The 22081-nt window shown below is 69.3% G+C and carries 22 protein-coding genes; 10 read left to right on the forward strand and 12 right to left on the reverse strand.

Annotated elements, in window-relative coordinates:
• From ACT6XY_RS05485 to ACT6XY_RS05510, 6 genes are all read right to left on the reverse strand, one after another.
• Positions 1-318: ATP-binding cassette domain-containing protein (locus ACT6XY_RS05485; protein WP_444747324.1), on the reverse strand; the 318-nt coding region annotated here is incomplete at its 3' end.
• 4 nt (positions 319-322) lie between these two features.
• On the reverse strand, positions 323-1273 hold the full coding sequence (locus tag ACT6XY_RS05490; protein ID WP_444747325.1) for a branched-chain amino acid ABC transporter permease: 951 nt from the start codon (positions 1271-1273) through the stop codon (positions 323-325).
• Complete coding sequence (locus ACT6XY_RS05495) at positions 1270-2145, reverse strand: branched-chain amino acid ABC transporter permease (RefSeq protein ID WP_444747326.1); 876 nt, start codon at positions 2143-2145, stop codon at positions 1270-1272. Before ACT6XY_RS05495 ends, ACT6XY_RS05490 begins: the two co-directional genes overlap by 4 nt.
• A 203-nt stretch (positions 2146-2348) precedes the next feature.
• Complete coding sequence (locus ACT6XY_RS05500; RefSeq protein ID WP_444747327.1) at positions 2349-3563, reverse strand: amino acid ABC transporter substrate-binding protein; 1215 nt, start codon at positions 3561-3563, stop codon at positions 2349-2351.
• 99 nt (positions 3564-3662) lie between these two features.
• Entirely contained in the window at positions 3663-4661 is a 999-nt protein-coding gene (locus ACT6XY_RS05505; RefSeq protein WP_444747328.1) for a Bug family tripartite tricarboxylate transporter substrate binding protein, read from the reverse strand.
• Between the two features lie 67 nt (positions 4662-4728).
• Positions 4729-6462, reverse strand: coding sequence for a thiamine pyrophosphate-requiring protein (locus ACT6XY_RS05510; RefSeq protein WP_444747329.1), 1734 nt, complete (start codon positions 6460-6462; stop codon positions 4729-4731).
• 130 nt (positions 6463-6592) lie between these two features.
• On the opposite strand from ACT6XY_RS05510, the gene ACT6XY_RS05515 reads away from it, so the two are divergent.
• From ACT6XY_RS05515 to ACT6XY_RS05525, 3 genes are all read left to right on the forward strand, one after another.
• Positions 6593-7087: a MarR family winged helix-turn-helix transcriptional regulator gene (locus ACT6XY_RS05515; protein ID WP_444747330.1), complete on the forward strand. Its 495-nt coding sequence runs from the start codon at positions 6593-6595 to the stop codon at positions 7085-7087.
• A 150-nt stretch (positions 7088-7237) separates the two neighbouring features.
• Positions 7238-9004: a DEAD/DEAH box helicase gene (locus ACT6XY_RS05520; RefSeq protein WP_444747331.1), complete on the forward strand. Its 1767-nt coding sequence runs from the start codon at positions 7238-7240 to the stop codon at positions 9002-9004.
• A gap of 3 nt (positions 9005-9007) precedes the next feature.
• Complete coding sequence (locus ACT6XY_RS05525) at positions 9008-9481, forward strand: YaiI/YqxD family protein (protein ID WP_444747332.1); 474 nt, start codon at positions 9008-9010, stop codon at positions 9479-9481.
• A 197-nt stretch (positions 9482-9678) separates the two neighbouring features.
• Here ACT6XY_RS05525 and ACT6XY_RS05530 read toward each other — a convergent pair whose 3' ends face one another.
• Positions 9679-10443, reverse strand: coding sequence for a DUF3750 domain-containing protein (locus ACT6XY_RS05530; RefSeq protein ID WP_444747333.1), 765 nt, complete (start codon positions 10441-10443; stop codon positions 9679-9681).
• The gene (locus ACT6XY_RS05535) at positions 10430-11086 is read right to left on the reverse strand and encodes a glutathione S-transferase family protein (RefSeq protein ID WP_444747334.1); all 657 of its coding nucleotides are present in this window, start codon (positions 11084-11086) and stop codon (positions 10430-10432) included. Before ACT6XY_RS05535 ends, ACT6XY_RS05530 begins: the two co-directional genes overlap by 14 nt.
• 132 nt (positions 11087-11218) lie before the next feature.
• Here ACT6XY_RS05535 and ACT6XY_RS05540 point away from each other — a divergent pair, with 132 nt between their 5' ends.
• The 3 genes from ACT6XY_RS05540 to ACT6XY_RS05550 all read left to right on the forward strand — a co-directional run bounded on the left by ACT6XY_RS05540 (position 11219) and on the right by ACT6XY_RS05550 (position 13840).
• Positions 11219-12433 (forward strand): polyhydroxyalkanoate depolymerase, encoded by a 1215-nt coding sequence (locus tag ACT6XY_RS05540; RefSeq protein ID WP_444747335.1) that lies wholly within the window; start codon positions 11219-11221, stop codon positions 12431-12433.
• A 130-nt stretch (positions 12434-12563) separates the two neighbouring features.
• Positions 12564-13139, forward strand: coding sequence for a hypothetical protein (locus ACT6XY_RS05545; protein ID WP_444747336.1), 576 nt, complete (start codon positions 12564-12566; stop codon positions 13137-13139).
• A gap of 11 nt (positions 13140-13150) precedes the next feature.
• On the forward strand, positions 13151-13840 hold the full coding sequence (locus ACT6XY_RS05550) for an RraA family protein (protein ID WP_444747337.1): 690 nt from the start codon (positions 13151-13153) through the stop codon (positions 13838-13840).
• Here the strand turns inward: ACT6XY_RS05550 and ACT6XY_RS05555 are convergent.
• Genes ACT6XY_RS05555 through ACT6XY_RS05570 form a run of 4 tightly spaced genes read right to left on the reverse strand, consistent with a single transcriptional unit; the run spans position 13834 to position 17759 of the window.
• Positions 13834-15120 carry a type III PLP-dependent enzyme gene (locus ACT6XY_RS05555; protein ID WP_444747338.1) on the reverse strand — a complete coding sequence of 429 codons (1287 nt, stop codon included), beginning with the start codon at positions 15118-15120 and terminating at the stop codon, positions 13834-13836. The genes ACT6XY_RS05550 and ACT6XY_RS05555 overlap by 7 nt on opposite strands.
• Positions 15110-16636: an AMP-binding protein gene (locus ACT6XY_RS05560; protein WP_444747339.1), complete on the reverse strand. Its 1527-nt coding sequence runs from the start codon at positions 16634-16636 to the stop codon at positions 15110-15112. The genes ACT6XY_RS05555 and ACT6XY_RS05560 overlap by 11 nt, the downstream gene beginning before the upstream one ends.
• Positions 16633-16890 (reverse strand): acyl carrier protein, encoded by a 258-nt coding sequence (locus ACT6XY_RS05565; protein ID WP_444747340.1) that lies wholly within the window; start codon positions 16888-16890, stop codon positions 16633-16635. Before ACT6XY_RS05565 ends, ACT6XY_RS05560 begins: the two co-directional genes overlap by 4 nt.
• A gap of 29 nt (positions 16891-16919) precedes the next feature.
• Positions 16920-17759 carry a hypothetical protein gene (locus ACT6XY_RS05570; RefSeq protein WP_444747341.1) on the reverse strand — a complete coding sequence of 280 codons (840 nt, stop codon included), beginning with the start codon at positions 17757-17759 and terminating at the stop codon, positions 16920-16922.
• Positions 17760-18209: 450 nt separating this feature from the next.
• Between ACT6XY_RS05570 and ACT6XY_RS05575 the strand changes: the two genes are divergently transcribed.
• The 4 genes from ACT6XY_RS05575 (at position 18210) to ACT6XY_RS05590 (ending at position 22037) form a co-directional block, all read left to right on the forward strand.
• Complete coding sequence (locus ACT6XY_RS05575; protein ID WP_444747342.1) at positions 18210-19238, forward strand: TRAP transporter substrate-binding protein; 1029 nt, start codon at positions 18210-18212, stop codon at positions 19236-19238.
• 102 nt (positions 19239-19340) lie between these two features.
• On the forward strand, positions 19341-19916 hold the full coding sequence (locus tag ACT6XY_RS05580; protein WP_444747343.1) for a TRAP transporter small permease: 576 nt from the start codon (positions 19341-19343) through the stop codon (positions 19914-19916).
• On the forward strand, positions 19913-21232 hold the full coding sequence (locus ACT6XY_RS05585; RefSeq protein ID WP_444747344.1) for a TRAP transporter large permease: 1320 nt from the start codon (positions 19913-19915) through the stop codon (positions 21230-21232). The genes ACT6XY_RS05580 and ACT6XY_RS05585 overlap by 4 nt, the downstream gene beginning before the upstream one ends.
• A gap of 49 nt (positions 21233-21281) precedes the next feature.
• On the forward strand, positions 21282-22037 hold the full coding sequence (locus tag ACT6XY_RS05590) for an SDR family NAD(P)-dependent oxidoreductase (RefSeq protein ID WP_444747345.1): 756 nt from the start codon (positions 21282-21284) through the stop codon (positions 22035-22037).
• Positions 22038-22081: the final 44 nt, after the last annotated feature.

Here is a 22081-nt window from a genome sequence, read left to right on the forward strand (position 1 = left end):
GAACATGGCGCCGACCGCGACGTTCTCGGCCAGCGTCATGGTCGGCATGACCCGCACCAGCTGGAAGGTGCGGGCGATGCCGGCGCGGGTGATGCGGTGGGCGCCGTCGCGCTCGATGCAGCGGCCCTCGAAGACGATGGCCCCGGAATCGGCTGTGAGATTGCCGGTGATGAGGTTGAGGGCGGTGGTCTTGCCGGAGCCGTTGGGGCCGACGAGGCCGACCACCTCGCCGCGGCGGATGGTGGCGGTGAGGCCGTCGACGGCGCGCAGGCCGCCGAAGCTCTTGGAGACGCCGTGGAGTTCGATCAGCGGACGCATGGGCTCACTCCGCCGGATGGGGGCGACGGCGGGTCGCCCGGTTGAAGGCGCCGCGGCCCTGGTCGATGAGGCCGACGATGCCGTTCGGGACGAAGTAGACGATCACCAGGAAAGCGAGGCCGAGCAGGATGGAGAAGGAATTGGGGAAGTTCGCCTGCAGGATTTCGAAGAGGATGGCGAGCGGCACGACGCCGAGGATCGGCCCGTAGAGCCGCGAGGCGCCGCCGAGCAGCGCCATGATCAGCACCTGGAAGGAGATGATCGGGTTGAAGGCGATGGATGGGTCGATATAGGTCCAGCGCGGCGCCATGATCGCCCCCACCACGGTCATGAAGGTGGCGGAGACGACGAAGACCGCGACCTTCGACACGGTGGTGTCGATGCCGGCGTGGCGGGCCACCGTCTCGTCCTCGCCGATGGCGCGCAGCGCCCAGCCGAGGCGCGAGCGCTGGATGGCGAACCCCGCGAGGAGGATCAGCACGAGCAGCCCGAGCAGCATCCAGTAGATGCCCTGCTGGGTGACGTCGATGAAGACGAAGCGGCCGACCGTGCCGCCGTACTTCGCCTCGCCCCAGGTGACGAGCTGGCGCACGAGTTCGGCGAGGCCGAAGGTGAAGATGACGAAGTAGACGCCGGAGAGCCGCAGGGTCGAGAGGCCGACGACGGTGGCGACGACGGCGCCGATCAGCGCGGCGACGCCATAGACCAGTGGCAGGGGCAGCTTCTCGCCGAGGAAGGCCATGGTGTAGGCGCCGAGCCCGAAGAAGGCGGCGGTGGCCAGCGAGACGTAGTGCGTCGGGCCGGAGAACAGAGCCCAGGCGGTGGCGAGCGTCGCATACATCAGGATGTTGACGAGGAGCGCCATCCAGTAGGAGCCGGCGACGACGGGGAGCGGCGCCAGCACCGCGGCAGCGGCCAGCACGATCAGGGGAAGCGTCCAGTCCTTCAGCGTCATCTGGCGGCCTTTCCGAACAGGCCGGTGGGCTTGACCAGCAGGATGGCGAGGAAGAGGGCGAAGTTGACGGCGAGCGTCAGGCCGCCGTCGAGGAAGGCGGCGGTGAGCGATTCCGCGAGGCCCAGGATGAGGCCGGCGACGAGGGCGCCGAAGATGTTGCCCACGCCCCCCATGATGACGACGATCAGCGCCTTCATGGTGAAGACGACGCCCATGGAGGCGTTGAAGGTGAAGAACATCGAGACCAGCACGCCGGAGGCGGCGACGAGGGCACCGCCGAGGCCGAAGGCGAAGGCGGCATAGGCGGTCGTGTCGATGCCGACGAGGGGGGCCGCGGCGGGGTTCACGGCCACGGCGCGGATGGCGGTGCCGATGCGGGTGCGCATGAGGAAGGCGGTGAGAGCCAGGGCGATGGCGACCGCGAGGCCGGCGGCGAGGAGGCGGTTGAGCGCCACCGTCGAGCCGATGATCTGCACGGGGACGGCGAGGTAGGAATAGCTGACATAGGAGCCGCCGAAGGCGACCAGCATGATGCCCTGGACGACGAAGAGCAGGCCGAAGGTGGCGAGGATGGAATCGACTTCCAGCGCGCCGGGCGATTTCGCCCGCCGCACCAGCGGCGTCATCAGCACGCGGTAGATGCCCCAGTTGAGGACGAAGGACAGCGGCATGGCCACCGCCAGAGCCAGGATCGGGCTGATGCCCGCGGCGGTGAACAAAAGGTAGGCCATGAAGGAGGCGGCGATGGTGAACTCGCCATAGGCGAGATTCATGATCCGCGCCACGCCGTACTGGAGCGACAGCCCCATGGCGATCAGCGCGTACATGCCGCCGAGGATCAGGCCCGACAGGATGACGTCGACGAGGAACATTCAGCGTCTCCGGACATGCAACACCGCATGCGTCACTCCCCTCCCCCCGCTTGCGGCGGTGAGGGGTCGGGGGTGGGGGGACAGTGTCGCCCCCCACCCGGTCCTCCGCTGCGCCCGGACCACCCTTTCCGCCGCAAGCGGGGGGAGGGGAATTCGTCGCGCAGCCTTCCTGCGAAGCACATGAGCGTGCTCCGCCCTGTCCGTCACGCCGTCGGCCAGGCGGGCTTGGGGAACACCGGCGCCTTGGTGCCGCCGACCTTGGTCGGGGCGAGGGCCACGAACTCGCCCTGCTGCCACTGGCCGACCCACCACTGGTCGACGCGCTGGTTGTCGACGAACTTGATGGTGCCGAGGATGGTCTCGAAGGACTGGGAGCCCACGTCCTTGACGATGGCCGCCTTGTCGATGCCGACGCGCTCGATCGCCTGGGTGAGCACCTGCAGGGTCGAGTAGGTCGTGGTCGAGGCCCAGCGGTCCGGCTCGCGGCCGACGATGCGGTTGTGGCGCTCGATGTAGTCCTTGATCTTCGCGTTGGTCACGTCGACGCCGCCGATGCCCATGACGCCCTCGGCATTGGCGCCGAAGCGCTGCTTGTAGAGCGGGAAGGCGGTGCCGACGGCGGTGTAGAAGACCTTCGGGTTGAGACCGCCGATGCGCGCCTGCTCGGTCAGCGCCAGGGTGTCCGGCGGATAGGAGAAGGCGAGGAACATGTCGGGCTTCAGGCGCGCCGCCTCGGAAACGATCGGCGCCAGGTCCTGGGTGCCCGGGGGATACTGGCGGTCCATGACGATCTGGAAGCCCGCCCTGGCGATGCCGGCGCGGGCGGCACTGACCAGCTCGAGGCCGAACTGATCCTGCACGGAGGCGAGCGCCACCGTATTGCCGAGACCCTTGTCCTTCAGCGTCGCCAGGAGGTCGGTCAGCGCCGTGATCGCCGTCGAGGGACGGTCGAGGAAGAGGAACATGTTGGTCCAGCGCTTCACCAGCTCGGGCTGGCGCTCGACGAAGAAGGTGGAGGCGAGGTGCGGGAAGCTGCCGCGGTTGAAGGAGGGCGCCACCGCGAGGTTCATCGCCGTGCCCCATGGCGGCAGCAGCAGGTCGACCTTGTCCTGGTTGACCAGGCGCTCGATGTTGCGCACCGCCTCCTCGGACTGGGAGCGGTCGTCATACTCGACGAACTCGATCATCCGGCGCTGGCCGCCGGGCAGCTTCAGGCCGCCCGCGTCGTTCGTCTCCTTGAGCCAGAGCTGGTAGTTCGGCAGCGTGGTGACGTTGGCGCCGCCGGCATTGGGCCCGGTCTTCGAAATGGAGAAGCCGATCTTGACCGGGCCGGCCTGGGCGCGGACCTGCGGCGCGGCCAGCGACGCGGCGGCGATGCCGCCGACGACGGCGCGGCGTGTGGGCTTGAATGTGCTCATCGTGGACCTCCTCTGGTGTCCCCGTCCGGGGGTTGGCATTCCCATCGTCCCTTCACCCGGCGGGCTCTTGGCGGCCCGCCCGGATGTCGTCTCCCGCCGTCAGCCGCTGATGCGGATGTTGGCGGCCTTGATCACCGGCTCCCAGAGCCTGACCTCCGCCTCCATGGCGGCGGCGAGCTGCTCGGGCGTCGAGCCGACCGGCGTCGTGCCGATCTCGGCGAGGCGCTTGACCACGCCGGGGTCGTGCAGCGCCTTGTTCAGACCGGTCGACAGACGCGCCACGATCTCCGGCGGCGTGCGGGCGGCGGTGAAGAAGGCGAACCAGGACTGCATCTCGTAGCCCGGCACGACGGAGGAGATGACCGGCACGCCCGGCAGTTCCGGCAGCGGCTCCTTCGTCGACACGCCGAGGGGGCGGATGAGGCCGCCCTTGATCTGCGCGGCGGAGACGGTGAGCGTGTCGAACATCACGTCGAGGCGGCCGCCGATCAGGTCGTTCATGGCTGGGCCGGCACCGCGGTAGGGCGCGTGGACCATGTCGACCTTGGCGAGATACTTGAACAGCTCGCCGGCCATGTGGATGGACGAGCCGATGCCGGCGGAGCCGTAGGTGAGCTTGCCGGGATTGGCGCGGGCGCGCTCCAGGAGCTCGGCCGCGGTCTTGTCGGCGGAGGCCGCCGGCACGACCATGACGTTCGGAACCGTGATGCCCATGCCGACGGGGGCGAGGTCCTTGAACGTGTCGAGCGGCATGCGCGCATAGAGCAGGTGGTTGATGGCCACGGCGCTCGAGGTGATGAGCAGCGAATGGCCGTCCGGGTCGGAGCGCGCCACCTCGGCCGAGGCGACGTTGCCGCCGGCGCCGCCGCGGTTCTCGACGATGACCGCCTGCCCCCATTCCTGCGTCAGGCGCTCGACGAGGTGCCGCGTCACGATGTCGGCGGCGCCTCCCGGCGGGAAGGCGACGACGATGCGGATGTTGCGGCTCGGCCAGGCCTGCGCCCTGAGAAGGCCGGGCGCCGCCACCAGCGCGCCAAGGCCCATGCCGGCGGCCACGACCTGCCGGCGGTCGGGGCGCGTCGAAATCCCTGTGGTCATCCTCTGTTCCTCCCTGTCGTTCCGTCCGCGGTCGTTCAGCGCCGCCGGATCGGTCCGGATCGTTTCCTCAGCCTTCCATGAGATGGGGCAGCCACACGTCGAGGACAGCCGCCCGCTTCTCCGTCTTCACGATATGCATCGCCTCCGCGATCGCGCTCTCGACCTCGTCGGGGTGCCTGACCTTGCGGGCATGGGCACCGCCGGCGGCGGCCGCGATCTCAGAGTAGTCCGGCGGCGGATCGAAGGCGACGCCGATATCCTCCGCGCGGCTGGCATGGCCGGCGGGATGGACCGCCAGGGTCGAATAGCGGGGCGCGCGCCATCCCCGGTTGTTGAATACCACCTGCAGGAAGGGCGTTCCATACTGGCGCGCCATCCAGTGGACGGTGGAGGGCTGGGAGAACATGTAGGACCCGTCGCCGGTCAGGGCGATCACCGTCTTGCCCGGCGCGGCGAGCTTGGCGCCGATGGCGGCACCGCCGGTCCAGCCGAGATTGCCGCCACCGGAATTGAGCATCTGCCCGGCCCTTGTCGGCGCGATGTGGTTCACCACGACGGGATAGTTGGTGATGCCCTCGTTGAGCACGATCGTGTCGGCGTCAACATGGGCGCGCACGCACGCGGTGACGTATTCGGCCGTGATCCGGTCGCCGGAGGGCTTGGCCTCGGCGCGGGCGAGAGCCACCTTCCGCTCCTCGTGCAGGCTGGCGTAGTGGGCGCGCCGCTCGCCGATGCGGGCGACGTCGAGGGTGATGCGGTCGAGGCCGGCGTTGAGCTGGGCGAGCGCCGTCTCGGCATGGACGCGGAAGACGCGGCGGGCCGGGATCGACCAGAGCGGCATGTCCTGCTTCAGCGGATCGACGTCGAGGTGCCAGATCCTGGCATCGCCCCGCGGCTTCGACACGGTCGGGATCCACGGCACGTCCGAATCGACGACGACCACGACATCCGCCTCGGCGAGGAGGGGATTCTGCCGCGGCTCGTTCCACTGGCAGCCCTGATACATCGGGTCGTCGTGGGACAGGTTCACCGCGTTCGGCACGCTCTCCAGCACGGCGATGCCGAGCGGCCCGACGAGGCGCTGCAGCTCCGCCACGGCGCGGGGATTGCGGCCGAGATAGGACGTCACGACCAGCGGACGGCGGGCGGCCGCGAGATCGGTGAGGAGGGCGTGGACCGCCTCCTGCGGCAGGGCGGCCGGGGCGATGGGGGCGAAGTCCTCGACGGCGAGGCCGGCCTGCGCCGCGGGGTCGAGCGCTTCCTCCATCACCTCGCGGGCGCCCATCAGATAGACCGGCCCCTTGGGGTCGGAATGGGCAAACTGCATGGCCCGCCAGGTCATCTGCTTGATGTTGCGGCCGGTGCGCAGTTCGGCGTCGTAGCGCATGTAGCCGCGCACGATGCCGCGCTGGTCGTGGACGTCCTGGATCCACTGGATGAACTCGTTGCGGCTGCCCTTCATCTCGCCGAACTGGGTGAAGGGCGAGGCCCCCGCGAAGATCAGCACGGGCACGCGGCCCTTGGAGACATTGTGGACGGCGCCGGCCAGCGACTGGGTGCCGCATTCGACGTGGACGATGACGGCCTGGGCGCGGCCGGAGACCTGGGCGTGCCCCTGCGCGGCAGTGAGCGCCACCATCTCGTTCGGGCAGGTGACGACCTTCGGCATGGCGATGCCGGCGGCGCGGGCTTCCGCCAGCGCCTCGATGAGTGCGGGGTGGTCGCTGCCGAAATTGGAGAACAGGTACTCCACGCCGGCTTCGGCGAGCGCTTCCAGAAAGGCGGTGGACGCGGTGTACATCGGCAGCCCTGCTTGCGGGAGGGAATTAGTTGGACATCCAACTGTTCGAGTCAACACCGTCTTGTGAGGTCCGGACCGGCCGTGCGATGGTCATGGTGAACACGGGCGCCGCGAGGCCCGGCAGGGACCGATGGCCCGCACTGAGACCGACCCGACCGAACCACATGCGACGACCGGCAGCCGCCGGGAGGAACCGGCGCGCCTCGGCCCGCTCGGCGACTTCATCGGCTTCCACCTGCGCATCGCCCAGGAGGCCTCGTTCCGCGCCTTCGCGCAGCGCGTTGGCGATGCCGATCTCAAGCCGCGGCGCTTCGCCGTGCTGACGCTCATCGCGGAAAATCCGGGCATGACCCAGACGGCGCTTGGCAAGGCGGCGGGGCGCGACAAGTCGACCCTCACCTCGACGCTGGACGACCTCGTGAAGCGCGGCCTGGTGCTGCGCGAGCGTACGCCGCACGACCGGCGCAGCTACACGCTGACCCTGACGCCGGCCGGTTGCGCCCTGCGCGAGCGGCTGATGCGCGCGGCGCTGGAACACGACCGCGAGCTCGACCGCATCGTCGGCCGCGAGAAGAAGGCGGAGTTCCTCGCCCTCCTGCGCAAGATCGCCGCCGAGCTCGGCTGAGCCCCCAAGTTTACCGCAGCTGCGAAATACGTGGCTTTTTTCCGCGGATGGGCCTAGGGAGACGGCCAACATCCGACGCCGCCATGTCCGCCGATCCCTGACCGGCTCTTCCTCCAGCCGGCGCGGACCCATTCCAGGACATTCCGCACCGTGACCGAAGCCCTCATTCCGCCCCAACTGGCCGCGGCCCTCGCCGCCAGGGACTATGTCGATCTCACCCCCGTGCAGAGCGCCGTGCTGGCGCCGGCGGCGGCAGAGCGCGACCTCCTCGTTTCCGCCCAGACCGGCTCCGGCAAGACGGTGGCCTACGGTCTCGCGCTCGTCGACACGCTGATGGGCGATGCCGAGCGCCTGCACCGCACCGCCGCGCCGCTGGCGCTGATCGTGGCGCCGACCCGCGAACTCGCCCTGCAGGTCCAGCGGGAGCTGACCTGGCTCTATGCCGACACCGGCGCGCGCATCATCGCCTGCGTCGGCGGCATGGATGCCCGCCGCGAGCGGCGCCTGCTCGAGGACGGCGCCCATATCGTCGTCGGCACGCCGGGCCGCCTGCGCGACCATATCGAGCGCGGCGCGCTCGAACCCTTCGAGGCCAAGGCCGTGGTGCTGGACGAGGCCGACGAGATGCTCGACCTCGGCTTCCGCGAGGACCTCGAGTTCATCCTCAACGCGACGCCCGAGGACCGGCGCACCCTGCTGTTCTCGGCGACGATCCCGGCCGCCATCGCCACGCTGGCCAAGCGCTACCAGCGCAACGCCCTGCGCATCGAGTCCGGCGCCGGCGAGCGCGGACACCAGGACATCGACTACCGCGTCATCCGCGTCTTCCCGAACGAGGTGGAGCACGCCGTCGTCAACGTGCTGCGCCAGCTCGAGCCGAAGACAGCGATCATCTTCGCCAACACCCGCAACGCGGTGCGCCACCTGCAGGCGACTCTGGTGGAGCGCGGCTTCTCCGCCGTGTTCCTGTCTGGCGAGCTCGGCCAGCACGAGCGCAACCTCGCGCTCCAGTCGCTGCGTGACGGACGGGCGCGCATCTGCGTGGCCACCGACGTGGCGGCGCGCGGCATCGACCTGCCGAACCTCGCCCTCGTCATCCATGCCGAACTGCCGCACGACGCCGAGGTGATGCAGCATCGCTCCGGCCGCACGGGGCGCGCCGGCAACAAGGGCGTCAGCGTCCTCCTGGTGCCGACCACCCGGCGCCGCCGCGCCGAGAGCCTGCTGGCGGAAGCCGGTATCCGCGCCGAATGGGCGGGCCCGCCGACGGCGGACGACATCCGCGCCCTCGACCGCGAGCGCATCTTCGCCGATCCGCTGCTGACGGAAGAGCCGAGCGAGGAGGACAGCCAGGTCGCCGCCGTGCTGATGGAGCGCAAGTCGCCAGAGGACATCGCCGTCGCGCTCGCCCGCGTGCTGCGCTCGCGCCTGCCCGAGCCGGAGGAGGTCTCCGATCCGGGCTTTGCCCGCAGCGCCACGGCCGGCCCGCGCGGCCGTCCCGAGCGCGACCTGAAGATGACCGGCGACATGGCCTGGTTCCGCGCCGATGTCGGCCGGCAGAACCGTGCCGATCCGAAATGGCTGCTGCCGATGATCTGCCGGCGCGGCAAGGTGACCCGCGACGACATCGGCGCCATCCGCATCCACGACACGACGACCGAGTTCCAGGTGTCGGCGGCGCTCGCCGAAACCTTCATCGTCAATGCCCGCAAGGCCAATGCGGACGACGTGTTCATCACGCCGATCCAGGAGGGCGAGGGCGGCGCGCCGCCGCCGCGCTTCCGCCAGCGGCCCGACGAGGCCCGCGAGCCCCGCGACGCCAAGCCCTATGCGAAGAAGCGACCGCCGCCGGGCGCCTCCAAGGGCAAGGCCGAGCGCGGCGGCTTCAAGCACCGCAAGAACCGCGAGCGCCGCTGAGCCATGGCGGCGGGCGGCCCGATCGTCGTCTATGTCGACGCCGACGCCTGTCCGGTGAAGGACGAGGTCTATCGCGTCGCGCAGCGCTACGGCCTTGACGTGAAGGTGGTGGCGAACAGCCCCATCGCCGTGCCCCGCGAGCCGTGGATCGAGCGCGTGGTGGTGAGCGAGGGACCGGACGTCGCCGACGACTGGATCGCCGAGCGCGCCGGGGCTGGCGCCATCGTCATCACCGCCGACATTCCGCTCGCGGCCCGCACCGTCAAGGCGGGCGCGGCGACCCTGGCGCCGAACGGGCGCATCTTCGACGCCGGCTCCATCGGCATGGCGCTCGCCACCCGCAACCTGATGGACGACATCCGCTCGGCGGGCGGGCAGACGCGCGGCCCGCCGGCCTTCTCGCCCCGCGACCGCTCCGCCTTCCTCTCGGCGATGGACCTGACGGTCAACCGGCTGAAGCGGGCGGGATACGGGTAGAGGTCGAGCGGTTCCGCTGAATAGCCCCGCCCGCACCCTCCCCTCGCTGACGCGAGGAGAGGGGGACTGTGACCTCACGCCCTCCTCGCATCCGTCGTGCCTGGCTCGACCAGGCCGAGAAGCGTAGCCGTCGAAGACCCCTCCCCGCGGTAGCGAGGAGGAGAACGGGTGGGGCCTTCTTCAGAAAGCAGACGCGACTAAACGAAGCTCTCGCCCATGCCGATCCGCCCGATCGCCGGCAGCTTGATGGCCGGGCGGCGGATGTCGAGGCCGAGCACCGCACCGAAGACGCTGACCTCGATGCCCTCGTACCAGCCGAGCGTCAGACCGAGATAGCCGCCGAGGGTGGCGCGGAAGCCGAGGCCGGCGGTCGCCGGGCCGATCCAGCGCCCGTCGTGGGGAAAGTCCTTGCCGATGGCGGTGGGCGGCAGGCTGGCGCCGAGGTCGGCTGCGGCCATGACGGCAGCGACGAAAGTGTTGGAGTTGGGCCCCGGCCAGGCGCGGTAGTCGCCGCGGTTGGCGTGGACATAGCCGGCGATGGCGGCGCGGATCTTCGGGATGGCGGCGGCCGCCGTCTCGCCGTCGGCGGCAAAGACGAGTTCGGGATCGCGCCCGAACCATCGGCCGTCGGCGACGAAGCCGTTGGTGCGGATCGGTTCTCCCCATGCCGTGTAGTCGAAGCGGTCGTAGCGGGCGGCGCCCGCCTCCTTGACGACGATCCAGGTATGGGTGGCGAAGATGCCACGCCAGCGCACGGTGCGGGCGGCATAGACGCGGATAAGCGCCTGCGGCGTCTCGGCGGCCGGCTTCAGCAGGCCGGCGCTGGCGCGTCCCTCCGTCGACCAGTCCGGGCCCGGATAACCGACGGCATAGTGGCCGGCGGACCAGCCGATGGGCAGGGCGAAGAGCAGCAGCAGGAGGACAGACAGGCGGCGGCCGCGACCGGTCCTAGAATTCGACATCCAGTTCCTCGATCTCCTCGGGCTCGGCCTTGGCGGATGCGATCCATTGCTTCAGCGGCGCCCAATCCATGATGGTCCGGCAGTAGGCTGCGGCTGTGGCATCAATGGGGACGTCGTAGGTGTAGAAGCGCATGCAGACCGGTGCGTACATGGCGTCGGCGACGGTCGGGGTCGACCCGAAGAGATAGGGGCCGCCATAGGTCGTCAGGCACTCGCCCCAGATGGCGAGGATGCGGTCGATGTCGGGCTGGGCGCCGGCCCAGACCTTGAAGCCGGGATGGTGGGCCTTGAGGTTCATCGGCAGGGCCGAGCGGAGGTTCTGGAAGCCGCCGTGCATCTCTCCGGAGATCGACCGGCAATGGGCGCGGGCCACCCGGTCGGCCGGGAACAGGCCGGCCTTGGGGAAGGCCTCGTGCAGATATTCTGCGATGGACCAGGTGCCCCAGATCTTGGCGCCGTCGTCGGTCAGGGCCGGCACGAGGAACGAGGGCGAGAGCAGGAGAAGCTCGGCGCGCTGGCCGGGATCGTCGAGGGAGACCGGCACCTCGTCGAAGGGGATGCCGGCCATCTTGCACAAGAGCCAGCCGCGCAGCGACCAGGACGAGTAGTTCTTGCTCGAGATCGTGAGCTTGGCCTTGGCCATCCGAACCTCCCCTGGGCGGGCGCTACGACGCGGAAACCGCACTGAAAGAATACTCTCGCAGTGCAGCAGAAAGTGCACTAGCTTTTTTTGGATCGATGCCAAGGTGGCATCTCGACCCACCCGGGGCGGCCCATGCTCTATCACGCGTTCGAATTCCAGAGCCGGATGTTCGAGCCCGTGCGCGACGCTGCCCGGATGGCCGGCGCCGCCTTCGGGTCGGCGCTCACGGCCCAGGGCGGTCGCGTCGGCCGGGAGATGATGGCGACCTGGGAGATGATCGGCCGCACGGGGTTCACCCATACACGCCCGGACTACGGCATCACCAGCGTCCGCGTCGGCAACCGCGAGGTGGCGGTGACGGAGGTCGCCACGCACGTCACGCCCTTCGGCACGCTCCTCAACTTCCGCAAGGACACCGAGGTCACCCAGCCGAAGGTGCTGCTGGTTGCGCCCCTGTCCGGCCATTTCGCCACGCTGCTCCGCAACACGGCGAAGACCCTGCTTCAGGACCACGACGTCTTCATCACCGACTGGCACAGCGCCCGCGACGTGCCCTGGACGGCGGGGCGCTTCGGCTTCGACGAATATGTCGAGCACCTCATCGACTTCCTGCATGTGCTGGGGCCGGGCAGCCACGTGGTGGCTGTCTGCCAGCCCTGCGTTCAGGCGCTGGCTGCCGCCTCGGTCATGGCCCAGGCCGGCGATCCCGACCAGCCGAGCAGCCTGACGCTGATGGCCGGCCCCGTGGACGTGCGGATCAACCCGACCAAGGTCAACGAGCTCGCCTTCAACCACCCCTACGAATGGTTCGAGAAGAACCTGATCTCCACGGTGCCGCTGCCCTGCGCCGGCGCCGGGCGGCGGGTCTATCCGGGCTTCCTCCAGCTCATTGCTTTCCTGTCGATGAACCGGGAGCGGCACATCAAGGCGCATCTCGACCTGCACGGCCACCTTGTGCGCGGCGAGACCGAGAAGGCCGAGGCGATCAAGACCTTCTACGACGAGTATTTCGCGGTGCTGGACCTCACCGCCGAATTCTACCTCGAGACCATCGACAAGGTGTTCCAGCGGGCGCTGCTGCCGAAGGGCGAGCTGACCTACAAGGGCCGGCCGGTCGACCCGTCGGCCATCCGCCGCACCGCGCTGCTGACGGTGGAGGGCGAGCGCGACGACATCTGCTCGCTCGGCCAGACGGTGGCGGCGCACGACCTCGCCTCGAAGCTGAAGCCCTTCCGCAAGCGCCATCACATGCAGGCCGGCGTCGGCCATTACGGCGTGTTCAGCGGCCGGAAATGGGAGGGGCAGGTCTATCCAATCGTGCGCAACATGATCCTCGCGAGCGAATAGGCCGCAGGTCCGGCGGAGCCGCCACCCGTCCGGGGGGCGTGCCATCGCTCCGGTGAACCGCTATAGGCGGAGCCGGGACGACAGACGATTCCGGTCGGAGCGCCGGATCATGCCGATGAGGATAACCGCCATGACGCTGACCCGCCTGCTGCGCGCAGCCGCCATCGCCGCGACGATCGCCGTCGCCTCCCCCGCCCTCGCCGACGACATCCGGGACGCGATCGAGGAGGCCCGCCGCGCCTACCAGGCGAACGACCTCGTGGCCGCCAAGGCTGCGCTCGACGTCGCTTCCCAACTCCTCGCCCAGCGCAGCGCCACCGGCCTGTCGCGCTTCCTGCCCGCCCCGCCGCGCGGCTGGACGGCGGACGAGGCCGAGACCGACGCCAGCGCCGCGGCCATGTTCGGTGGCGGCCTCATCGCCAAGCGCCGCTACAGCATCGGCGAGCGCCACGTGACCGTGCAGGTGCTGGCCAACTCCCCCCTCATCGCGCAGATGGCGCCGCTCTTCTCCAACGCCCAGCTCCTCGGCGCCGTCGGCCGCGTCTTCCGCTTCAAGGGCAAGACGGCGGTGCATTCGCGCGACGGCAACATCCAGGTGCTGCTCGGCCGGACGCTCATCATCCTCGAAGGCTCGGGAACCGAGGCCGAGAAGCGTGCCCTCCTCGACCTGCTCGACATCCCCGCCATCGAATCCTTCAACGGCTGACAGGTCCCGCCATGTCCCTCGGTTTCCAGATTCTGCCGAAGCCCCACGCCAATGATCCCGCGCTCGCGGCGCTGCTCGCCGGCATCCCGACGCCGCTCCTCAGCGACAACATGGCCCGCCTCTTCGCCGCCGGGCCGGCGCTCAGGCCGATGCACGACGGCACGCCGCTGCTCGGCTTCGCGCTGACGGTGAGGACCCGTCCGGGCGACAATCTCCTCGTCCACAAGGCCATCGACATGGCCGGCCCGGGCGACGTGGTGGTGGTGGAGGCGGGCGGCGACCTGACCAACGCCATCATCGGCGAGATCATGGCGACACTCGCGCTGAAGAACGGCGTGGCGGGCTTCGTCATCGACGGCGCGATCCGCGATTCCGACGCCCTCGCGACCATGAGCCTGCCGGTCTACGCCGCCGGCGTCACCCATCGCGGCCCGTACAAAGACGGGCCCGGCGAGATCAACACCGGGGCGATCATCGGCGGCCAGCACGTGGCGCCGGGCGACCTGATCGTGGGCGATGCCGACGGGGTGCTCGCCGTTCCGCGGGCGGAGGTGGCGACCATCGCCGCCCTCGCCCGCAAGCAGCTCGCCGCCGAGGACGCGACGATGAAGGCCATCGCCGAGGGCACGCTCGATCGCAGCTGGGTCGACGCCACCCTCGCAGCCAAGGGCGCGGCGCTGGCCAAGGCCTCGGTCTACTGAGCCTGCGAGATCAGCCGCGCCTCGCCGCCGTCCACCAGGACCTCGGCAGCAGCGGGGTGGCTGAGGAAGCCGGCGGGGCTCGCGGTCGGGCCGTATGCGCCCGACTGCAGCACGGCGACGAGATCGCCCTCGGTCATCACGGGCATGTCGACCTTGCGCGCCAGCGTGTCGAGCGGCGTGCAGAGCGGCCCGACGACGCTGGCGGGGCCGGCGACGGGCTCGCCCATGCGCGAGGCCGGCACGACCGGATAGTCCCGCTTGATGACCTGGCCGAGATTGCCGGAGGCCGCGAGGTGGTGGTGCATGCCGCCGTCGACGACGAGGAAGCGCTGGCCGCGCGAGACCTTGGCGGCGAGAACGGATGCGAGATAGACGCCGCTGCTGCCGACGAGATAGCGGCCGGGCTCGACCAGCACATGGGCGTCGCGGATGAGGGGATCGGCGGCCTTCTGCGCGACGAGGTCGGGCACGCCCGCCTTCACCGCCGCGAGGTCGAGGGTGCCGTCACCGGTGAAATAGGGGATGCCGAGGCCGCCGCCGAGATCGATGGTGCGGAGCGGACGTCCGAGACGGGCGGCGGCGCGGGAGGCCACAGCAAGGCCGTGGCGCCATTGACCCAGCAGCACAGCTGCATCGAGGATCTGCGTTCCGGCGAAGAGATGGACCCCGGTCAGGTCGAGGTGGGGCGAGGCCGCGACCCGGTCGACGACCGCCTCGAGATCCTCCTCGTCGAAGCCGAAGGGCGCCGCCTTGCCCCCCATGCGCATGGCACCGCCCTGGGCCTCGGCCACGGGATTGACGCGGATGGCGACGGCGACGCGGCGCCCGAGCGCAGCGCCGATGGCCTCGGCATGGGCCATCTCCTCGGTGCTCTCCAGATGGATCTCGCCGATGCCGGCTGATATCACCGCCTCAAGCTCCGAGCGGCGCTTGCCGGGGCCGGCGAAGAGGATGTGCCCGGGGTCGACGCCGGCCGCGAGCGCGGCGCGAAACTCGCCGAGGGAGGCGATCTCGATGCCGGCCCCCTCCGCGTGAAGCACGCGCACCACGGCGGGATTCGGGTTGGCCTTGATCGAATAATGGATGCCGGCGAATCCCTCGAGCGCGGCCGCCAGCGCGCGGTAGGAGGCACGAATGAGCGCCGCGTCATAGGCGAAGAGCGGCGTGCCGAAGCGCTCGGCGAGAGCGCGGGCCGGGATGCCGCCGATCAGGAGGTCGGGGCCGTCCGCGCCGAACTGGCCGGCGACGAGACGGTCGGTGAGGCTCGCCTCAGGCGCCATGGCTGCGCTCGCGCACCAGGCCGACATAGTCGACCTTGCCGTTGGGGGTGACGGGCAGGCGTTCCACGAGTTCCAGCTCGCGCGGCACCATGTAGGGCGGGAGCTCGGCCGCTGCCGCCTGCAGAACCGCCGCGCCGTCCACCGCGCCGAGGGCCACAGCCACGGCATGGACCTTCTGGCCCGCGAAGGGGTCGGGCAGGCCGATCACCGCCACCTGCTGGAAATGGCCCATGGCCATCAGGCATTCCTCGACCTCGGTCGGACTGATGCGGTGGCCGGAGGATTTGATCATCGCGTCATTGCGGGCGACGAAATAGAGGAAGCCCTCGGCGTCCTCCGTCACGAGATCACCGGAGAAGCAGACGGTCTCGCCGCCCTCGGTCGCCGGGCGGAACGGATGGGGGCGCAGCACCTCGGCGGTGGCGTCCGGCCGGTTCCAGTAGCCGAGCGACACGGTGGGGCCGCGATGGACGAGGATTCCGGGTTCGCCGGGCGCGGCGCGGCGGCCGTCGGCGGTGACCACCAGCATCTCGCATTCGGGGATCGCCTTGCCGATGGAGGTCGGGCGGCGCTCAACCTCCTCAGGGGGCAGATAGGTGGAGCGGAAGGCCTCGGTCAGGCCATACATCAGGAAGATGCGCGTGCCGGGCAGCTTTTCGCGCAGGCGCGCCACCGTCTCGGAGGGCACCGCGCCGCCGGAATTGGTGATGTAGCGGAGCGTCGGGAGCGGCGTCTTCGCCAGCATCGGCGTGGCGCGGGTGAGGATCGCCCAGATGGTCGGCACGCCGGCGAGGCCGGTGATGCCGTGCTCGACGATGGCCTTCACGATGTCGGCGCCGAACTGGAAGGTCAGCAGCACGATGCGGGCGCGCTGCTCCACCGCGGTGAGCAGCTGGTTGAGCCCATAGTCGAAGCTGAAGGGCAGCACGGAGAGGATGCGCTCGTCCTCGGTGATGCCGAGATAGGTGCGCACGATGCGCGTGCCGGCGAGCAGGTTGCGGTGGCTGAGCATGACGCCCTTGGGCCGCCCGGTGGAGCCGGAGGTGTAGAGGATGGCCGCGAGGTCCTCGCCGATGCCACCCGCCGGCGGCAGGTCGGCCGGTGCTTCAGGCGGCAACGCGTCGACGGCGATGACCTCGACGTCGAGACCCGCGAAGGCCTCCTCCAGCGACGGGACGGTTTCGCCGAGGGTCAGCACGATGCGGGCGCCGCAATCGGCGACGATGTGGCGGACCTGGGCCGGCTTCAGGAGGGCGTTGACCGGCACGAAGACGCCGCCGGCCATGGCGATGCCGAAGATCGCCCAGCATTCCTCGAAGCTCTTCGGCAGGACGATGGCGACGCGGTCACCGCGCGCGATACCGCGGTCGCGGCAGAGCCGGGCACAGCGGCGCGCCGCGGCGAGAAGCCCGGCATAGGTCGCCCGCCGCTCGCCATCGACGACGGCGATGCGGTCCGCCCCGGAGGCGGCGGCCTGTTCGAGGAGGTGATGGAGGAGATACGGGGGTGTCGTCACGCGCGCTGGCGCTCCACGAAGGCGACGAGCTGACCGAGCGTCTCGAAGTTGGCCGGGTCGAAGTCGTCGTCCATCATCTGGACGCCGAAGCGCTCGTCGAGAAAGGTGACGAGTTCGAGGATGCCGAGGGAGTCGATGGCGCCGCTGGCGAGGAGCGGGGTGCCGGCGTCGAGCCGGCGTCCGGCAAGCGCCGGGAAGCGGCCCTGCAGGAAGGATGCGATCTCCTCGGAAACGTCCATCGTCTCGGTCGTCACGGCTTTCTCCCTGGGGTTCGAGGGCAGTGTCAGATGCGCAGGAAAACAAATTCCGAATAGGCGTGGTCGACCGCCGCCGTGGCGTCGAGGCCGCGGACGAAGGTCGGGCGGGACCGACCGGAAAACCATGTGCCGGGGGTGACATCGCTGCGGTTCGTCGGCATTTCGAGGCAGATGACACCCCTGGCGAGCAGAAAACGGGCGATTTCGCCGAGGTTGCGACGAACTGAGGCGAGGTCGTCGGCATAGACCAGACGGGCGGCCGGCAGGCCCTTGCGGCGTCCCGCAGCAAAGACGACCGGCCTCGCCGTATCCCCCTCGACCAGCGCACAGGCGAGACAGCCGAGGCCGAGGTGATCCTCCACCATGCGTCCGGTTCCGGCGTCGACAGAGGCGGTCTCGACGGGCGCGACGTGGCCCGGGCCCATCCGCAGCGCCAGCATCGGCAAGGCGAGGATGGCGCCGCCGTCGAAGCGGCGTTCGAAACCGAAACGGCCGATCATGTCGGTGACCGGCGGGCTGGGGGTGAGATCGGTGAAGGTGTCCACGGGTTCGGCGAGGACCTGCTGCAGCATGCGCGGCGCAAGAAGGCGGAAGCGCTCGTCCACGTACCAGCTCGACAGGTTGACGACCGAACGAGACGCTGCCCCCTCCTGGCCGTCGCGGCGGCTGCGCATGGTCAGGATGACGCCGACCGCCTCCCCCTTCATGCGCATGATCTGGCCGACGGGACCGAGGGACGCGGCCTCGTGGAAGGCAGCGAGGCGTTCGAGCCCCGATGCCCAGAACGCCGGGGCACGCATGGGAAAGCCGCGCGCCAGCAGGGCACGCGCCTCCTCCATCGAGTGTTTTTCGATCGGCTCGAGCATTACCCTGACACTAGCAGCGATCGTGTGCGCCGAACGGACATTGTGAATGCGTCCTTAATCATCATGGTGAACACGCTTCACCCCTGTGGAACTCGCGCGCGGCGTGGCAAAGACGGACCTGATCTGTGGATCGCGGCCCTTCCTTGCGCGAAATACTTAGGAAACGAACAGCTACAGAAAGGTTAGCTGCGCGGGCCGGTGCCTGCGACGGATTGCCTCCCGCAGCGTGGCGTCAAGCTGTCGCATAACCCGTGACCTGAGCCATCGGCGACGTTGCTGCAATGCAGCGGCACCAGATCCCGCACTGCACTATAAATCCATTTAAATTCGCGCCGCAGCATGGGCTTTTGCAATTGTCCGCCGCCGGATCGTTCTGACATACTCCCCGCCTGACCCAGAACAACATGGGCGCACCGCAAGAGTGCACGACAACCCTCGGGAGGAGTTGCAATGAACATGCGCAAGGACATCCACATGCGCGGCGGGCTGGATCGCCGGCAGGTCATCCTCGGCCTCGGCGCGACCGCGGCCGTGATCGCGAGCCCCGGCATCCTCAGGGCGCAGGCCCCCGTGACGCTGAACGGCGCCGTCCAGTTCAACGACGACCATGCCTTCACCAAGGCGCTGGTCCGCTTCGAGGAGCGGGTGAAGGCGCTCTACGGCAAGCCGGTCAACTTCAACCTGCACAAGAACTCCTCGCTCGGCCTGGAGAAGCAGTATTTCGAGTACATGGCCCAGGGCCGCGCGGTCGACTACGCCATCGTCTCGCCGGCGCACATGTCGACCTTCGCCCGGGCCGCGCCCTTCATCGACGCGCCCTTCGTCTTCCGCGACGTCGACCACATGGGCAAGGTGGTGAAGGCGAACGTGCTGAAGCCCATCGAGGACGAGGTGGAGAAGCGCGCCGGCGTGCGGCTGATCGGCCATGCCGGCGGCGGCACCCGCAACATCTTCGCCAACAAGCCGTTCAAGAACATGGCCGAGATGCGCGGCCTGAAGATCCGCGTGCAGGGCGCGCCGATCTGGTCGCGCACCTTCGCCGCGGCCGGCATGTCGCCCACCGTCATCGCCTACAACGAGGTCTACAACGCCATCCAGAACGGCGTCATCCAGGCCGGCGAGAACGAGGCGGCCGGCGTCGAGGCGATGAAGTTCTACGAGGTGGCGCCGAACCTGGTGCTGACCCAGCACGCCGTGTCGATCCGGCCGATCTGCTTCTCGATGAAGATGCTGGCGACGCTGCCGAAGGACCTGCAGGACGCCATCATCGCCGCCGGCTCCGAGGCGGGCGAATACGGCCGTCAGGTGGAATCGGGCGAGGACAGCGCCAAGCTGGAGACGCTGGAGAAGGCCGGCCGCCTGAAGCGCGTCACCTTCGAGGAGCGCGACGCGATGAAGAAGGCGACGGATCCGGTCATGGCCGCCTATGCCAAGGAGATCGGCGCCGAGGCGATCTTCAGCAGCGTCAGCGGCGTCTGACGCCACCGTGCCGGCCGGCCCCCGCACCGCGGCGGGCCGGCCCCGCGCGGTGCCAGGCACCGGCCCTTCGCCTTCTCTGCTCTCGCCTTCTGAAAGCGCATCATGACCCCGTCCGACAGTCCAGCCGTGGGGGAGGCACCGAGCCTCTGGCGGCGGTTTACGGCGGCCTATGCCAGCCTCCTGTCCCACCTCGTGGTGGCATCGGTCGCCATCCTGATCATTCCGGTCAGCCTGCAGATCTTCTCGCGGCACACCGCGCTGATCCCCAGCTACATCTGGACCGAGGAGATGGCGCGGTTCCTCTTCATCTGGACCATTTCCATCGGGGCCATGATCGGCGTTCGCGAGTCGACCCATTTCGAGGTCGACGTGATGCCTGAACTGCCGCCGCGGGCCGAGGCGGTCGCCCGACTCGTCGGGCGCTGCGGCACCCTTCTCCTCGCCTGTGTCTTCGTCTTCGCCGGCACGAAGTTCGTCGAGTTCGCCTGGTTTCGAACCTCCGAACTCGCCGACCTGCCGCTCTGGCTCATCCACCTGCCCTGGCCGCTGATGGGTGTGACCTGGATCGTCTTCCTCGGCGAGCAGATGTGGGACGACGTGCTCATCGCCGCCGGTCGCAAGGCGCCGCCGGTCAAGCCGGCCGTGCACGACATCGAAGCAGGGACGCTGAACCTATGAGCGGCGCCGTCCTCACAGCCGGCCAGGCGGCCTTCGTGCTGTTCGGGGCCTTCTTCGGGCTCCTCGCGCTGCGCGTCCCCGTGGCCTTCGCCCTCGGCCTCGCATGCCTGCCGATCCTGATGATCGAGCCCAGGCTCGACACCGTCACGCTGATGTCGGAGAGCTTCAACGCCTTCAATTCCTTCATCCTGCTGGCGGTGCCCTTCTTCCTGCTCACCGCCAACCTGATGAACATCGGCGGCATCACCGACCGCCTCCTGAAGCTGTCGCGCAGCATGGTCGGCCACTGGCCTGGCGGGCTCGCGCAGATCAACGTGCTCCTGTCGCTGTTCTTCGCCGGCATTTCCGGCTCGTCCACGGCAGATGCCGCCAGCCAGTCGAAGATCTTCATCGAGGCCCAGCGCCGCGCCGGCTACGACGACTCCTTCTCCGTCGCCATCACCGCCGTTTCCGCGGTGCTCGCCGTCATCGTTCCCCCGTCGATCCTGATGATCGTCTGGGGCGGAATTCTCACGACGTCGATCGGCGCCCTTTTCCTCGCCGGCATCATCCCCGGCATCCTCATCGCCGGGGCGCAGATGGCGACCGTCCACGTCTATGCGGTCAAACGCGGCTACCCGACCTATCCGCGCGAGACCTGGCGGGCCTTCATCTGCGCCTGCGCCCATTCGTTCCTGGCGCTTCTGACGCCCGGCATCATCATCGGCGGCAAGATCTTCGGCTGGTTCACGGCGACGGAATCGGCGGCCATCGCCGTGCTCTATGCCGGCGTGCTTTCCTTCGTCGTCTATCGCGAGATGAACCTGAAGGGGCTCTATGGCGCGCTGCTCGACACCGGCCGGCTCACCGGCGTAATCCTGTTCTGCGTCGGCACGGCGAGCTGCTTCGGCTGGCTGCTGGCCTATTACAAGATCCCCGAGGCTATCCTCACCGGCGTCTCCGCCTGGAACATGGGCTTCATCGCCACCGGCTTCTTCGTCGCCGCCGTCTTCCTCATCGTCGGCTGTTTCCTCGACGCGATCCCCGCCATCATCATCTGCGGGCCGATCCTGCAGCCACTGGCCAAGGCGGTGGACATGGACCCGGTCCATTTCGCCATGATCGGCATCGTCTCGCTGGCCTTCGGCCTCGTCACGCCACCCTACGGGCTCTGTCTCATGATCGCCTGCGCGGTCGCGGGCATGCGCATGCGCGATGCGATCAAGGACACGGCGATCATGCTGATCCCATTGTTCATGGTGCTGGCGCTGGTCATCGTCTGGCCGAAGGTGACGCTCTTCCTGCCGAGCCTGGTCTCGCCGGAATTCCTGAACTGACAGCGGCCGCGCACTGCGCGGCCCCATCGCCACCGCGAGGGAGTGCATCATGGATTTCACAGGCAAGGTCGCGCTGGTCACCGGCGGCGCATCAGGTATCGGCGAGGCGGCGACCCGCGCCTTCGCGAAGGCCGGCGCGAAGGTCGCCTTCACCTACATCTCCAGCGGCACGGAAGCGAACGCGCTGGAGAAGGAGATCGCCGGCGCCGGCGGACAGGCCCTCGCCATCAAGGCGGACCTGACCAAGCAGGACGAGACGGACGCCGCCTTCGCCGCGGTGGTGCGCGCCTTCGGAACGGTGGACGTGGTCTTCACCAATGCCGGCGGCATCCTGCAGCGGATCGGCACGATCGACTCCTCGCTCGACCTCTGGCAGCGGGCCTTCGACCTCAACGTCATGTCGACCTACCTCACCTGCCAGGCGGCGGTGAAGATCATGGCGGAGAAGAAGTCGGGCGCCATCGTCACCATGTCGTCGCTGGCGGCGATGGACGGCGGCGGGCCGGGCGCCCTGCACTACGCCTCGTCGAAGGGCGCCATCGTCACCTATACGCGGGCGCTGGCGAAGGAGCTCGGGCCGCTCGGCATCCGGGTGAACGGCGTCGCGCCGGGGCTGATCGACACGCGGTTCCACGTGCAGTTCAACACGCCGGAGGGCCGGAAGTCGGCGGTCGAGGGAACCCCGCTCCGGCGCGAGGGGACGGCGGAGGACGTCGCCAACCTCGTGCTCTTCCTCGCCTCCGACAAGGCGGCCTTCATCACCGGCGAGACGGTGCAGATCAACGGCGGGCGCGGGCTGTATTGAGGCGGTCGGACCCTCGGCCCCTCACTCTTGTGTTTGCCGATGCC

Source organism: Phreatobacter sp., assembly GCF_052440005.1.
In the GTDB taxonomy this organism is placed as follows: Bacteria; Pseudomonadota; Alphaproteobacteria; order Rhizobiales; family Phreatobacteraceae; genus Phreatobacter.